This window comes from Streptomyces sp. NRRL S-920 (genome assembly GCF_000717945.1).
In the GTDB taxonomy this organism is placed as follows: Bacteria; Actinomycetota; Actinomycetes; order Streptomycetales; family Streptomycetaceae; genus Streptomyces; species Streptomyces alboniger.
Map to the genome: position 1 here is coordinate 44,618 of NZ_JODF01000043.1, position 13,467 is coordinate 58,084.

Genomic DNA, 13,467 nt, shown 5'->3' on the forward strand with positions numbered 1-13,467 from the left:
ATTCCGTCTGGTGGAATCTACAAATGGGCGGAAGTCCGCTCAGGCGTTGCGCTGCCCGTGTATTACCGAATTACGGTGCCGACGGGTTACCCACCAGTGCATAGGTCTGGTTCGCGATCTCCAGTTCCTCGTCCGTGGGGACCACCGCGACGGCCACGCGCGCGTACTCCGGCGAAATGAGCCGGGCTTCGTCGGAACGTACGGAATTGAGCGCGCCGTCGACCGCGAGGCCCAGCTCCTCCAGGCCCGCCACGGCCGCCTCGCGCACCGGCGCCGCGTTCTCACCGACGCCCGCGGTGAACACCAAGGCGTCCACCCGGCCGAGAACCGCGTAATAGGCGCCGATGTACTTCTTCAGGCGGTGGATGTAGATCTCGAAGGCGAGAGCGGCCTCCTGGTCGCCCTCGTCGATCCGGCGCCGGATCTCCCGCATGTCGTTGTCACCGCAGAGTCCGATCAGGCCGCTCTTCTTGTTGAGCAGGACGTCGATCTCGTCTACGGACATTCCGCCGACCCGCGCCAGATGGAAGATGACCGCGGGGTCCATGTCACCGGAGCGGGTACCCATGACGAGCCCCTCCAGAGGCGTGAGACCCATCGACGTATCGACGCACTTGCCGCCCCGCACGGCGCTCGCCGACGCGCCGTTGCCCAGGTGCAGCACGATGACGTTGACGTCCTCGGGCGCCTTGCCGAGGAGCTTCGCACTCTCGCGCGAGACGTACGCGTGCGACGTGCCGTGGAAGCCGTAGCGCCGCACGCGGTGCTCGTCGGCGGTCTTGACGTCGATCGCGTAGCGCGCCGCGGACTCCGGCATCGTCGTGTGGAACGCGGTGTCGAAGACGGCGACCTGGGGCAGGTCGGGGCGGAGCGCCTGGGCGGTGCGGATGCCGGTGATGTTGGCCGGGTTGTGCAGCGGGGCCACCGGCACCAGGCGCTCGATCTCGGCGAGCACCTCGTCGGTGATGACCGTCGGCGCGCTGAACTTCAGCCCGCCGTGCACCACGCGGTGGCCTATCGCGGCCAGCTCGGGGGAGTCCAGGCCGAGGCCGTCGGCGGCCAGCTCCTCGGCGACGGCCTTCAGCGCCGCCTCGTGGTCGGCGATCGGCTCCTCGCGCTCACGGCTCTCGGCGCCGCCGCCGGTGAGCGGGGTGTGCTTGAGCCGCGAGGTCTCCTCGCCGATCCGCTCGACCAGGCCGACGGCCAGGCGTGCGCTGTCGCGCATGTCGAGCAGCTGGTACTTCACCGACGAGGAGCCGGAGTTGAGGACGAGTACGCGCGTGGCGGTCACGGAATGCAGCACTTTCTTGTGGGGGTCAGCTGGCGCCCGGGGCCGGGGCCTGGGACTGGATCGCCGTGATGGCGACGGTGTTGACGATGTCCTGGACGAGCGCGCCGCGGGACAGGTCGTTGACCGGCTTGCGCAGGCCCTGGAGGACCGGGCCGACGGCGATCGCGCCGGCCGAGCGCTGCACGGCCTTGTAGGTGTTGTTGCCGGTGTTGAGATCGGGGAAGATCAGCACGCTGGCCTGGCCCGCGACGTCCGAGTCGGGCAGCTTGGTGGCCGCGACCGAGGGCTCCACGGCCGCGTCGTACTGGATCGGGCCCTCGATCCTCAGGTCGGGCCGGCCGGCCCGCACCTTCTCCGTGGCCTCGCGCACCTTGTCGACGTCGGCGCCCGAACCGGACGTGCCCGTGGAGTACGAGAGCATCGCGATCCGCGGGGCGACGCCGAACTGCTCGGCGGTGGCGGCCGCCTGGACCGCGATGTCCGCGAGCTGCTCGGCGTTCGGGTCCGGGTTCACCGCGCAGTCGCCGTAGACGAGGACCTTGTCGGCCAGGCACATGAAGAAGACGGACGACACGATCGAGGCGTCCGGCTTGGTCTTGATGATCTCGAAGGCGGGCCGGATCGTCGCGGCCGTGGAGTGCACCGAGCCCGACACCATGCCGTCGGCCAGGCCCTCCTGGACCATCAGCGTGCCGAAGTAGTTCACGTCCGCCACCACGTCGTACGCCAGCTCCACGGTGACGCCCTTGTGGGCGCGCAGCTGCGCGTACTTCGCGGCGAAACGATCCCGCAGCTCGGAGGTCTGCGGGTCGATCAGCTCGGTGTCGGCGAGGTCGACGCCGAGGTCGGCGGCCTTCTTGCGGATCTGCTCGACGGGCCCGAGCAGCGTCAGGTCGCACACGCCCCGGCGCAGCAGGACGTCGGTGGCGCGCAGCACGCGCTCCTCGGTGCCCTCGGGCAGTACGACACGGCGGCGGTCGGCGCGGGCCCGCTCCAGGAGCTTGTGCTCGAACATCATCGGCGTGACGCGGTCGCTGCTGGGCGCCGAGACGCGGCCGAGCAGGCCCGCGGTGTCGACGTACCGCTCGAAGAGGCCGAGCGCGGTCTCCGCCTTGCGGGGCGTCGCCGCGTTCAGCTTCCCTTCCAGGGCGAACAGCTCGGCCGCCGTGGGGAAGGACCCGCCGGAGACGGCGACGACCGGGGTGCCGGGCGCGAGACGGTCGGCGAGGGTGAGGATCTCCGGGCCCGGCTGTTCGTTCAGGGTCAGCAGGACGCCCGCGATGGGCGGGGTGCCCGCGCTGTGCGCGGCGAGCGAGCCCACCACGAGGTCGGCGCGGTCGCCGGGGGTGACGACCAGGCAGCCCGGGGTCAGGGCGTTCAGGAAGTTCGGCAGCATGGCGCCGCCGAAGACGAAGTCCAGGGCGTCGCGGGCGAGCCCCGAGTCGTCGCCGAGCAGGACCCGGCCGCCCAGCGCGTGGGTGATCTGCGCGACGGTCGGCGCGGAGAGGGCGGCCTCGTCCGGCAGGACGTAGCAGGGGACGGGCAGGCTCGCCTTCAGCCGCTCGTGGATCTCGTCGCGGTCGGCCGGGGCCACCCGGTTGGTGACCATGGCGAGGACGTCGCAGCCGAGCGAGTCGTACGCGCGATAGGCGTTGCGCGTCTCGGCGCGCACCGACTCGGCGGTCTGCTTCCTGCCGCCGACCACGGGGATCACGGAGGCGCCGAACTCGTTGGCGAGCCGGGCGTTGAGCGCCAGCTCGTCGGGGAGCTGGGTGTCCGCGAAGTCCGTACCCAGGACGAGGACCACCTCGTACTCCCCGGCGACCCGGTGGAAGCGGTCGACGATCCGCGAGACCAGCTCGTCGGTGCCCCGCTCGGCCTGGAGCGCGGACGCCTCGTAGTAGTCCATGCCGTACACGGACGCGGCGTCCTGCGAGAGGCGGTAGCGGGCCCGCAGCAGGTCGAAGAGCCGGTCGGGCCCGTCGTGGACGAGCGGGCGGAAGACGCCGACCCGGTCGACCTGGCGGGTGAGGAGTTCCATGACTCCCAGCTCCACGACCTGGCGGCCGTCGCCGCGTTCGATCCCGGTCACGTACACGCTGCGCGTCACGCGTGCTCTCCCCTTCTTCGCTGTCCCGAGCCGGACAAATGGCCCGATATACCGGCCGTGCCCTCTTGACAATACCTCTGCGGCTGGCTAGGTCGCCCGCCGGACGAAAGGCCCGGCGGGAGGGGTCGTAAGGCCTCTGCCCCCGTATCGCCCGCCTATCGCACGTGTGTCCGTCGGACATGTGTGAGCGGCGACCCCCTTCCGGTCGTGGAACAATCGGACCGGCTCACAAGTACCAACAGCGAGCAGGAGACACAGCGCGATGCGTATCGGAATTCTCACCGCGGGCGGCGACTGCCCCGGCCTCAACGCAGTGATCCGGTCGGTCGTGCACCGCGCCGTCACGCATTACGGCGACGAGGTCATCGGCTTCGAGGACGGCTACGCGGGCCTGCTCGACGGGCGCTACCGCCCCCTCGACCTGAACGCGGTCAGCGGCATCCTGGCCCGCGGCGGCACGATCCTCGGCTCCTCGCGCCTGGAGCGCGACCGCTTCCGCGCGGCCTGCGACAACGCCAAGGAGCTGATCGAGAAGAGCGGCTTCGACGCGCTCATCCCGATCGGCGGCGAGGGCACCCTGACGGCGGCGGGCATGCTGGCCGACGCGGGCGTGCCGGTCGTCGGCGTCCCGAAGACGATCGACAACGACATCTCCTCCACGGACCGCACCTTCGGCTTCGACACGGCGGTGGGCGTGGCCACGGAGGCCATGGACCGCCTGAAGACGACCGCGGAGTCCCACCAGCGCGTGATGGTCGTCGAGGTCATGGGCCGCCACGCCGGCTGGATCGCCCTGGAGTCCGGCATGGCCGGCGGCGCCCACGGCATCTGCCTGCCCGAGCGTCCGTTCGACCCCGCCGACCTGGTCGCGCTGGTCGAGGAGCGGTTCTCGCGCGGCAAGAAGTTCGCGGTGATCTGCGTGGCCGAGGGCGCGCACCCGCAGGACGGCACGATGAACTACGGCAAGGGCGCGATCGACCAGTTCGGCCACGAGCGCTTCCAGGGCATCGGTACCGCACTGGCGTACGAACTCGAAGCCCGCCTCGGCAAGGAGGCCAAGCCGGTCATCCTCGGCCACGTCCAGCGCGGCGGCACCCCCACCGCGTACGACCGCGTCCTCGCGACCCGCTTCGGCTGGCACGCGGTGGAGGCGGTGCACCGCGGGGAGTACGGCAAGATGACGGCGCTGCGGGGCACGGACATCTCGATGGTGCCGCTGGCGGAGGCGGTCACGGAGCTGAAGACGGTGCCGAAGGACAGGATCGACGAGGCGGAGTCGGTGTTCTAGCCCCGTCCTGCGCCAGGGTCCCAGGAGGCTTGGCCCCCACCACGGACGAGGGGCCAGAAATGCTCCAGGACCCGCTCCAGATAGTCCCGCCCGGCCTCGCCGGACGCGTCCGGGCCGGCCCCGCCGCCCCAGCTGAGCGTGCGCGCCATCCGTGACTGGTAGTCGTCGTGCATCTGCCGCAGTACGTCCTCGACGTGCCGCCGCTCCACGGGCAGCAGCTTGGCGACGGGCCGCACGTACCCCTGCCACCGGGTCGTGACGGCGCTGCGCAGCAGCTCGGCGAGCGGCTCGGCGCGCCCGGTCACGCTCACGAAGTCGGGCAGGGAGAGGCCGAGGGCGCGGGAGAGCGCGGCGGACTGCCGTTCGTTGCCGCGCCAGCTGTTGGTCTCCTCCATCCGCAGATACGCCTGGATCTCCACGCCCGCCTGCCGCGCGACGTCCTCCGGGGCGAGCCCCCGGGCGATCCGGTGCTCACGCAGGGTCCGCGCGGCACCCATGAGTTCCCCGGGCGCACACCACAGCGTCGCCGCGAGCGCGGTCAGCTCGGCGGAACTGGGCGCGGCGAGCCCACGCTCCCAGGCGGCGATGGTGTCGGCGGTGATGTACGTGAGCCCGTAACTGGCCCGCATTCCGTAGGCGACGTGCCCGTGCGCCATCCCCAGCGCCTCGCGCAGGCGCCGGGCGGCGGGGAAGTTGAAGGGGGGTGTGGGTTGGTGCGGTGACTGGCTCGGTTGGCTCGGTTGCACGGGCACACCGTAGGCGCCCGGTGGGGTGGCGACTACGGTGCGTTCCTACGAGGTTGCGGATTGGTGGGAAGGTACGGGCCGTATTGAGCTGTGGACTCGACCGTTCTCCCTAGCGGTTGATGGCCTGGATCTCCTGCACGACCACGTCCTGCTCCGCGCCGAACTCGCCGTCGGGTAGCTGCTTCGCCTCGTCCACGCCCGTCCCCGTCCAGCTGATCTTCCAGGTCACCGTGGCCTTCAGCGGGTACGAGCCGTCGCCCGAGGAGCGCAGGTACTTCACGCCGCAGGGCGGGTCCTCCTTGGACCTGCCCTTGGCGTACGGCTCTCCGATCTTGCCGTCGACGATCTCGCAGACACCGGATTCGGGGTACGTCTCGGCGTCCGGCGTGCCGGGGTCGATCTTCAGGGAGATGGGTTCGGCGGTCGTCGTCGCCTCGATGTCGAGTACGTCGACCCTCGCCGTGACCGACACCGGCTTGAACTCCGCGCCGTCGAGCCAGGCCCAGGTGGGGAGGTTCACCTTCGTCTCGGCCTCGGGGGCCAGGGTCACCTTGGTGCCGGGTACGCGGATCTCCGCGTACGCCAGCTTCGCCAGGATCTCCGGGTCGATGGCGGGGAGGCCGGGAGGCGGCGGCTCGTCCTCGTCGACCCAGAAGGTCTCCTCGTCGCACTTGTCCCAGCCGGGCGGATACGTGGGGTTGGGAAAGCCCGTCCACCAGTAGCCCTTGCCGGCCTTGTCGAGGTTGAAGTTCTTGTACGGCTCGCCCTCGACGTAACGCTTGCGCTGTGTCAGGTCCCACTCGTGTCCCGTGGAGTCCACCGCCCAGACCGCCTCGCGCTCCTTCTTGAACTGGGCGGGGGTGTAGGCGGGGCCGTACCAGCACGGCGGCGGGCTGTAGGCGCCCGTGGGAGCGATGGCGCCGGTCTTGGGGCCCGTGCCGTTCTTGGACCTGTCGTAGCTGATGCCGCCGGCCGAGGCCGTCAGCGAGCCGTCGCTCTGGCCGCCCGATACCTCGGGCGGTGGGGCCGCGGTGCCGCCGCCGATCTCCTTCTCGGCGCTGGCCGGTGTGGCGGACAGCGCCACACCCGCCAGCGCCGCCACGGCTATCAGTGCCACAGACCTCTGCGTCATGGCTGGCATTTGTCGCTCCCCCGAGTCGCGTTCAGTTCCGTAGTGACCCAGACACCCGCGTCGTTCCTGCTCAGCTTGGCGGCGTAGAGCACGTAGCTGTTCTTGGTGGCGGGTCCCTTGTCGACCTTGTCCTTCTTGAGGTACTTGTCGTACGCCTTGCTCTGGTCCTCGCAGTACGTGAGGGCCGCGGTGCCGCCGTCCCCGGTGACGGTCGCGTCGTAGTAGCGGTAGGCGCCGGTGGTGCGTGCCTCGGCTTTCACGTAGGCCTGGATGTACTTCTGGGCGTTGGCCGCCGCGTCGCCCTCGTAGTAGAAGCGCAGGGCCTCATGGGTCGGGGCCTTCTCGGCGATGGCCATGTCGATGGCCTTGATCGCCTGCTCCCGGTCGGCCAGGACGGTGTCCTTGGTCTTGTCGCCGGTCTTCGGCCAGCTGAAGGTGAACGAGACGTCGGACGGCAACTTGATCTCAGGCCGCTCCACGTCCCCCGCCGCCTTGCTCGGCGGCGCCGACTTCGTGGCACCCTCCTGCTCCGCCCCGGCGATCCTGTCCCCACCCCCGGAGGGCTTCTCGTCGCTGCCGCAGGACGTCAGGAGCAGGGCTGCGGACGCGGCGAGCGCGGCCGTCGCGAGGTGGGGAGGGCGTTTCACTGTCGGCTCCTGGCAGGTGGGAAGTGGCGGCAGCTCAGCACGCTAGTGCGAGGCCGAGGCCGTTACCAGGGAGATGTGTCGCCATGAATGGGGCGCCTGGGACGTTTCGCCGTGGAGTCATGTCACAGTTCTGTGGCCGCCGTCGGCCACGTCGGCGCTGGTTCAGGCCGAGCCCGCCGAGCCCCCGCCCAAGGCCCCGGGGCCCGCTGCCTCAGCCCTTCACCGCCCCGCCCAGCGCGAAGCCCCCGCCGAAGCGGCGTGAGACGAGGACGTACAGGAGGATCACCGGAGTCGAGTAGAGGATGGAGAACGCGGCCAGCTGGCCGTAGACCACCGTCCCCTTGTTGCCGAAGAAGTCGTTGATGCTGACCGACGCCGGCATCTGTTCCGGGGTGAGCAGAAGCATGAAGGGGACGAAGAAGTTGCCCCACATCATGACGAACGAGAAGACCGTCACGACCGCCACTCCGGGGCCCATCAGGGGCAGGACGATCCGGAGCAGGGACTGGAGGGACGAGGCGCCGTCCGTCCACGCCGCCTCCTCCAGCTCCTTGGGGACGCCGTCCATGAAGTTCTTCATCAGCCAGATGGCGAAGGGGAGTTGGGTCGCGGCGAAGAAGAAGATCGTGCCGTGCGTCGTGTCGATCAGGTCCACCTGGACGAAGAGCGCGTACACCGGAACCATGATCGCCGTGATCGGCAGGCTCGTCGCGAAGAGGATCGTCAGCATGAAGGGGCGGTTCAGGCGGGACCGGTAGCGGGAGAGGGGGTACGCCGCCAGGGTCGCGCAGGCCACCGTGAGCAGCGTGCCGCCGCCGCACAGGAGAAGGCTGTTGAGGAGCGGGGTGAAGGTGACCTCGGGAGTCAGGACCTTGCCGTAGTTGTCCAGGGTGAGGCTGTCGGGGAGGCGCACCCGCAGGTCCGCCTTCGGGTCGAAGGAGGACAGGACCACCCAGGCCAGGGGGAGGACGAACGCCGCCGCCACCGCCAGCAGGCCCGCGTCGGCGGCGAGTCGGTGCTTCGTACGGCGCGTACGCAGCGTCCGGGGCCGGTTGTTGAGGGGCACTCAGACCTCCGTACGCAGCAGGCGCATATAGACGAGCGAGAAGAGCGAGCCGACCAGGAGGAGCAGCAGGGCCACCGCCGTGCCGTAGCCGATCATGCTCTTCTGGAAGGCCTGCTCGTACATGAAGAGCGGCAGGGTCTGGCTGCGGTTTCCCGGGCCGCCGCGCGTCATCACCCAGATCAGGCCGAAGACGGAGAGGGTCTGGAGGGTGTTGAGCATGAGGTTCGTGCCGATCGAGCGGCGGATCATCGGCAGCGTGATGTGCCACATGCGGCGCCAGCCGCCCGCGCCGTCGACCTGCGCGGCCTCGGTGACCTCCTTGGGGATCTCGTTGAGGGCGGCGGAGTAGACCAGCATCGAGAAGGCCGTACCCCGCCAGACGTTCGCGAACGACACCGCGAGGATCGGCAGCGTGAACAGCCAGTTCTGGGAGGGGAGATGGAGGAGGTCGAGGACGGCGTTGAGGGTGCCCTCGCGGCGGAAGAAGGCGTAGAGGAGGAAGCCCGCGACGACCTCCGGCAGCACCCAGGCCGTGACGACGATCGCGCCCGTGAGGGTACGCACCGGCTTCGACGCGCGCTGCATGAGGGAGGCGAGGGCGAGCCCCAGCGTGTTCTGGCCGATCAGGGAGGACAGGACCGTGAAGACCAGGGTGAGCCACACCGCGTTGAGGAACCGCTCGTCCCCGAACGCCTCACGGAAGTTGTCGAACCCCACGAAGCTGGACTCGGCCTGACCGGTCAACTGGAGGTCGGTGAAGGCGATGTACGCGCAGTAGCCGATCGGCCCGGCGAGGAACAGCACGAGGAGCACGACGGCGGGGGAGACGGGCAGGGCTCGGAGCAGGCCCCGGCGGGCACGGGCGGAGGATGCGGTGGTCACGTGCGGGCACTCGCTCTCTGGTACCGGTGGCTGGACCTCCGGGTGCCGGTCGCTCGCTCTCCGGGGCCGGAGGCACGTACCGGCGGCTGGAGGCGCTACTTGTCGATGACCTCGCCGTCCGTCGCCGACTCGACCTCCTCGTCGTAGCCCTCCGCCGCCTCCTGAACCGAGCTGTCGCCCGTCGTCACCGACTCCATCGCCTCCTGGATCGCGGTGGAGACCTTCGGGTACGCGGGATACGCGGGCCGGTAGTGCGTGGCGGCGACCAGTTCCGTGAAGAACTTCAGGCCGGGCTGCGCCTTCACGTACGACGGGTCGTCCGCGACGTCCTCGCGGACGGCGATGCCCGAGTTGGCGACGTACCACTTCTTGGCGTTGGCCTTGGTCTGCATGGTCTCGATGAACTTGAAGGCCAGGTCGGGGTTGCCCGCCTTGGCCGGGATCGCCCAGGTCCAGCCGCCGGACATGCTCACCTTGCCGGGCGCCTGGCCGTGCTGTGTCGGCATGGCGGCGAGGCCCAGCTCCTTCGACCACTCGGGCCACTCGTGGCCCGCGCCCTCGCCCCAGTCCTGGGGCAGCCACGAGCCGTCGAGGGCGATGCCCAGCTTGCCCTCGGGCAGCAGCTCACCGCGCACCCGGGTGGCGAAGTTGGGGTCGAGGGCGTCGGAGACGTCGGGGCCGAGCTTGTCCTTGTAGACCGTCTCGACGAACTTCAGGGAGTCCTTGAAGCCCTTGCTGCCGGTGACCCACTTCTTCGCCTCCGTGTCGTACAGCGGGTCCTTGCCCGTTCCGTAGGCGAGCATCTGGAAGCCCTGCATGGTCGCCGCCTCACCGGCGGGCTTTCCCGTATAGACGTTCAGGGGGGTGACCCCCGGGACCTTCTTCTTGATCGTGCGGGCCGCGTCGAGGACCTCGTCCCAGTCCTTCGGCTGCCAGTCGGCCGGCAACCCCGCCTTCTTGAAGACCGCCTTGCTGAACCACAGGCCGCGCGTGTCCGTGCCGTCCGGCACGCCGTACGTCTTTCCGTCGGCCGCCTTCGCCGCCGCTTTGGCCGTGTCGATGAACTGATCCCAGTCCTTCCACTTGTCCAGATACGGGTCGAGCGGCTTCAAGTACCCGCTGGTGATGTCCGAGTTGATGAGGAACGTGTCCTCGTACACCAGGTCGGGCGCGGTCTTGGGGGAGCGCAGCATCTGCTGGAGCTTGGTGTAGTACTCGGAGTCCGGCGCCTTGATCGGCACCAGCTTGACCTTCTTGCCGGGGTTCGCCTTCTCGAACTGCTTCTTGATGTCCGCCAGATAGGTGTCCATGACCCTGACCTCGTTGTCCGTGGACTGCTTGAACGAGATCTTCACGGTGTCGGGGTCGTCGCCGGAGCCGCCGCCGCACGCGGTGAGGGTGCCGGCGGCCAGCAGGGCGGATGCCACGAGGAGCGGCGGGGTGGTGGTGGGACGCACGGGCACGACCTCCTACAGCGCGGGGTTGCGACGCGGGGCTGCCCGGTGAACGTAAGCGCGTGCTCGGAGCAAGGTCAATGCCCCTGCGGTGGGAGGGCGTTGACGCTTGTCATTCACGTGACAACGTTGTTATCGCGTTGTCGGACGTACGTCGGCGCGGCGCCCCGAGCGGGAGGTCACTCGGCTGCCGTGAGCCACCGGTAGACCAGCTCCGGGCGGCCGACATGGCCGTACTGGGGGCTGCGGACCGCGCGCGCCGTGTCCACCAGGTGTTCCAGGTAGCGGCGCGCGGTGATGCGGGACAGGCCCGCCGCCTCGGCGGCCGCGGTGGCGGTCAGGCCCTCGGGGGCGGCGCGCAGGGTGCGGGTGACGCGTTCGAGGGTGGGGCCGCTGAGGCCCTTGGGGAGCGAGGCGGGACCGGGCGCGCGCAGCGTGGCGAGCGCGCGGTCCACCTCGTCCTGGCCGGTGGCCTCACCCTCGGCGGCGGCCGTGCGGAACTGTGCGTAGCGGGTCAGGCGGTCGCGGAGGGTGGCGAAGGTGAACGGTTTCAGCACGTACTGGACGACCCCTAGGGAGACCCCCTCGCGGACGACCGCCAGGTCGCGGGCCGACGTCACCGCGATCACGTCGGCGGGGTGGCCCGCGGCGCGCAGGGAGCGGGCCAGCTGGAGGCCGTGGCCGTCGGGCAGGTGCAAATCCAGGAGGATCAGGTCGACCGGGGTGCGGTCCAGGGTGCGGCGGGCCTCGGCGGCGGAGTGGGCGGGCCTGCCGATGGCCTCGAAGCCGGGGACGCGGTTCACGTAGAGGACATGGGCGTCCGCCGCGACGGGGTCGTCCTCGACTACGAGTACGCGGATCATCGGGCGCCGTCTCTTGTGTCGGTGCGGTCACCTTTTGGCGGGGCCTGGGTTCCTGGGCCGGCGCCCACTGCATCGGCACCCTGCGCCGCGGGCTGTGCCCACCCGTTCCGCCCTGCGGAACGTTTGCCCACAGCGGAAGCGGCCCCGGCAGCGGCAGCGGCAGCGGAAACGTGGTCGGGGACCGTGAGGGTTACCTCGAACTGGGCGCCGCCCTCCTCCGCCTCCCTGACCGTCAGCACGCCGCCGTTCCGCGTCACCGTCTGGTGGACCAGCGCCAGGCCGAGGCCCCGGCCCGTCGCCGCCTTGGTGGACCAGCCGCGCTCGAAGACCGTGTCCCGCAGCGCCGGGTCGACGCCCGGGCCCGTGTCCGAGACGCGCAGCAGGAGACCCGTCCCGTCCGCGCGGGCCGTCACCGTGACCCGCGCCGCCGGTGAGCCCTGCGCCGCGTCGACCGCGTTGTCGATGAGGTTGCCGAGGACCGTCACCAGGTCACGGGAGGACAGGGACGCCGGGAGCATGCCGTCGTCGATGCTGCTGTCGGCCGAGACGACCAGCTCCACGCCGCGTTCGTTGGCCTGTGCCGCCTTGCCGAGGAGCAGGGCCGCGAGGACCGGCTCGCTGACGGCGGCCACCACCCGGTCGGTCAGCGCCTGCGCCAGCTCCAGCTCGGCGGTCGCGAAGTCGACGGCCTCGTCGGCGCGGCCCAGCTCGATGAGGGAGACGACCGTGTGGAGGCGGTTCGCGGCTTCATGCGCCTGCGAGCGCAGCGCCCGCGTGAAGCCGCGCTCGGAGTCCAGCTCGCCGGTCAGCGCCTGGAGTTCGGTGTGGTCGCGCAAGGTGACAACCGTGCCCCTGCGTTCGCCGCCCGTCACCGGTGAGGTGTTGACGACGACCACGCGGTCGGCGGTCAGATGCAGCTCGTCCACGCGCGGCTCGGACGCCAGGAGCGCTCCGGTGAGCGGCGCGGGCAGCCCCAGTTCGGCGACGTTGCGCCCCACGGTGTCGCCGCGGACGCCGAGGAGTTCCCGGCCCGCGTCGTTGATGAGCGCGATCCTGCGCTGTCCGTCGAGCATCAGCAGTCCCTCGCGCACCGCGTGCAGCGCCGCCTCGTGGTAGTCGTGCATCCGGCTCAGCTCGGCGGCGTTCATGCCGTGGGTGCTGCGGCGCAGGCGGGCGTTGATGACGTACGTACCGATGCCGCCGAGGGCGAGGGCCCCCGCGGCGACGCCGAGCAGCGCGAGGAGCTGGCCACGCGCCTTGGCGGTGATCTCCTCGATGGTGATGCCCGCGCTGACCAGGCCGATGATCTTGCCATCGCCCGCCGCGCCCGCGCGGACCGGTGTGACGACGCGTACGGAAGGGCCGAGCGTGCCCGTGTAGGTCTCCGCGAAGGTCCTGCCGCGCAGCGCCTCCTCCGTATGGCCGAGGAAGCGTTCGCCGATGCGCCGCTCGTCGGGGTGCGTCCAGCGGATGCCGCGCGGATCCATGATCGTCACGAAGTCGACGCCGGTGTGCCGCTGCACCCGGGTCGCGTACGGCTGGAGCCGCTTCGAGGGATCCTCGTCGCCGCGTATGGCCTCTCGTACCGAAGGGGAGTCCGCGACCGCGCGGGCCGCCGCGGTCGCCTGGTGCCGCGCGCCCTCCTCCGCCTGGTGCTTGTCGCTCAGATAGGTGAAGAGCGCCCACCCGGCGACCACGGCCGCGACCAGCACGGTCTGCATCGCGAAGAGCTGGCCCGCCAGGCTGCGCGGCAGGCGGCGCCGACGGGGTGGGCGGGTGCGGGACATGGGGCAAGTCTGCCTCGTCGCCCCAGCGGGCCGTTCGAGTGCGAACTCAATGAACGCAAGGGTGACCGTCCTCACAGCGCGGGAGATAGTCGCCGCAATCGCCCAGGACGTGAGCCGCACGCACCGCAGGCGCCACCAGGCCGGACACCACGCGCCACCTGGCACTACCCGCCACTTGGCACTACCCGCCACCCGGCACTG

General features: G+C 70.5%; 11 protein-coding genes. 1 reads left to right on the forward strand and 10 read right to left on the reverse strand.

Annotation, left to right across the window (positions count from 1 at the left end; all coding sequences use genetic code 11):
- Positions 1-70 precede the first annotated feature (70 nt).
- Together IG54_RS0126455 and pta are read right to left on the reverse strand one after the other, a co-directional pair.
- Positions 71-1,291: an acetate kinase gene (locus IG54_RS0126455; RefSeq protein WP_030789482.1), complete on the reverse strand. Its 1,221-nt coding sequence runs from the start codon at positions 1,289-1,291 to the stop codon at positions 71-73.
- A gap of 25 nt (positions 1,292-1,316) precedes the next feature.
- Complete coding sequence (gene pta, locus IG54_RS0126460) at positions 1,317-3,401, reverse strand: phosphate acetyltransferase (RefSeq protein WP_030789486.1); 2,085 nt, start codon at positions 3,399-3,401, stop codon at positions 1,317-1,319.
- Between the two features lie 262 nt (positions 3,402-3,663).
- Here pta and IG54_RS0126465 point away from each other — a divergent pair, with 262 nt between their 5' ends.
- Complete coding sequence (locus IG54_RS0126465; protein ID WP_030789489.1) at positions 3,664-4,689, forward strand: 6-phosphofructokinase; 1,026 nt, start codon at positions 3,664-3,666, stop codon at positions 4,687-4,689.
- Here the strand turns inward: IG54_RS0126465 and IG54_RS0126470 are convergent.
- The 8 genes from IG54_RS0126470 to IG54_RS0126505 form a co-directional block, all read right to left on the reverse strand.
- Positions 4,686-5,435 carry a helix-turn-helix domain-containing protein gene (locus IG54_RS0126470; RefSeq protein WP_078594527.1) on the reverse strand — a complete coding sequence of 250 codons (750 nt, stop codon included), beginning with the start codon at positions 5,433-5,435 and terminating at the stop codon, positions 4,686-4,688. The two genes, IG54_RS0126465 and IG54_RS0126470, sit on opposite strands and share 4 nt — an antisense overlap.
- Positions 5,436-5,544: 109 nt before the next feature.
- The gene (locus tag IG54_RS0126475) at positions 5,545-6,576 is read right to left on the reverse strand and encodes a hypothetical protein (RefSeq protein ID WP_030789495.1); all 1,032 of its coding nucleotides are present in this window, start codon (positions 6,574-6,576) and stop codon (positions 5,545-5,547) included.
- A complete protein-coding gene (locus tag IG54_RS0126480; protein ID WP_030789498.1) occupies positions 6,564-7,214 on the reverse strand; it encodes a hypothetical protein in 651 nt (216 codons plus the stop codon). Before IG54_RS0126480 ends, IG54_RS0126475 begins: the two co-directional genes overlap by 13 nt.
- A 211-nt stretch (positions 7,215-7,425) precedes the next feature.
- Positions 7,426-8,280: a carbohydrate ABC transporter permease gene (locus IG54_RS0126485; RefSeq protein WP_037897754.1), complete on the reverse strand. Its 855-nt coding sequence runs from the start codon at positions 8,278-8,280 to the stop codon at positions 7,426-7,428.
- Positions 8,281-9,162, reverse strand: coding sequence for a carbohydrate ABC transporter permease (locus IG54_RS0126490; RefSeq protein ID WP_030789504.1), 882 nt, complete (start codon positions 9,160-9,162; stop codon positions 8,281-8,283).
- 95 nt (positions 9,163-9,257) lie between these two features.
- Positions 9,258-10,625, reverse strand: coding sequence for an extracellular solute-binding protein (locus IG54_RS0126495; protein WP_030789507.1), 1,368 nt, complete (start codon positions 10,623-10,625; stop codon positions 9,258-9,260).
- A 170-nt stretch (positions 10,626-10,795) separates the two neighbouring features.
- Positions 10,796-11,479 carry a response regulator gene (locus IG54_RS0126500; protein WP_030789510.1) on the reverse strand — a complete coding sequence of 228 codons (684 nt, stop codon included), beginning with the start codon at positions 11,477-11,479 and terminating at the stop codon, positions 10,796-10,798.
- Positions 11,476-13,266: a sensor histidine kinase gene (locus tag IG54_RS0126505; RefSeq protein WP_078594529.1), complete on the reverse strand. Its 1,791-nt coding sequence runs from the start codon at positions 13,264-13,266 to the stop codon at positions 11,476-11,478. Before IG54_RS0126505 ends, IG54_RS0126500 begins: the two co-directional genes overlap by 4 nt.
- Positions 13,267-13,467: the final 201 nt, after the last annotated feature.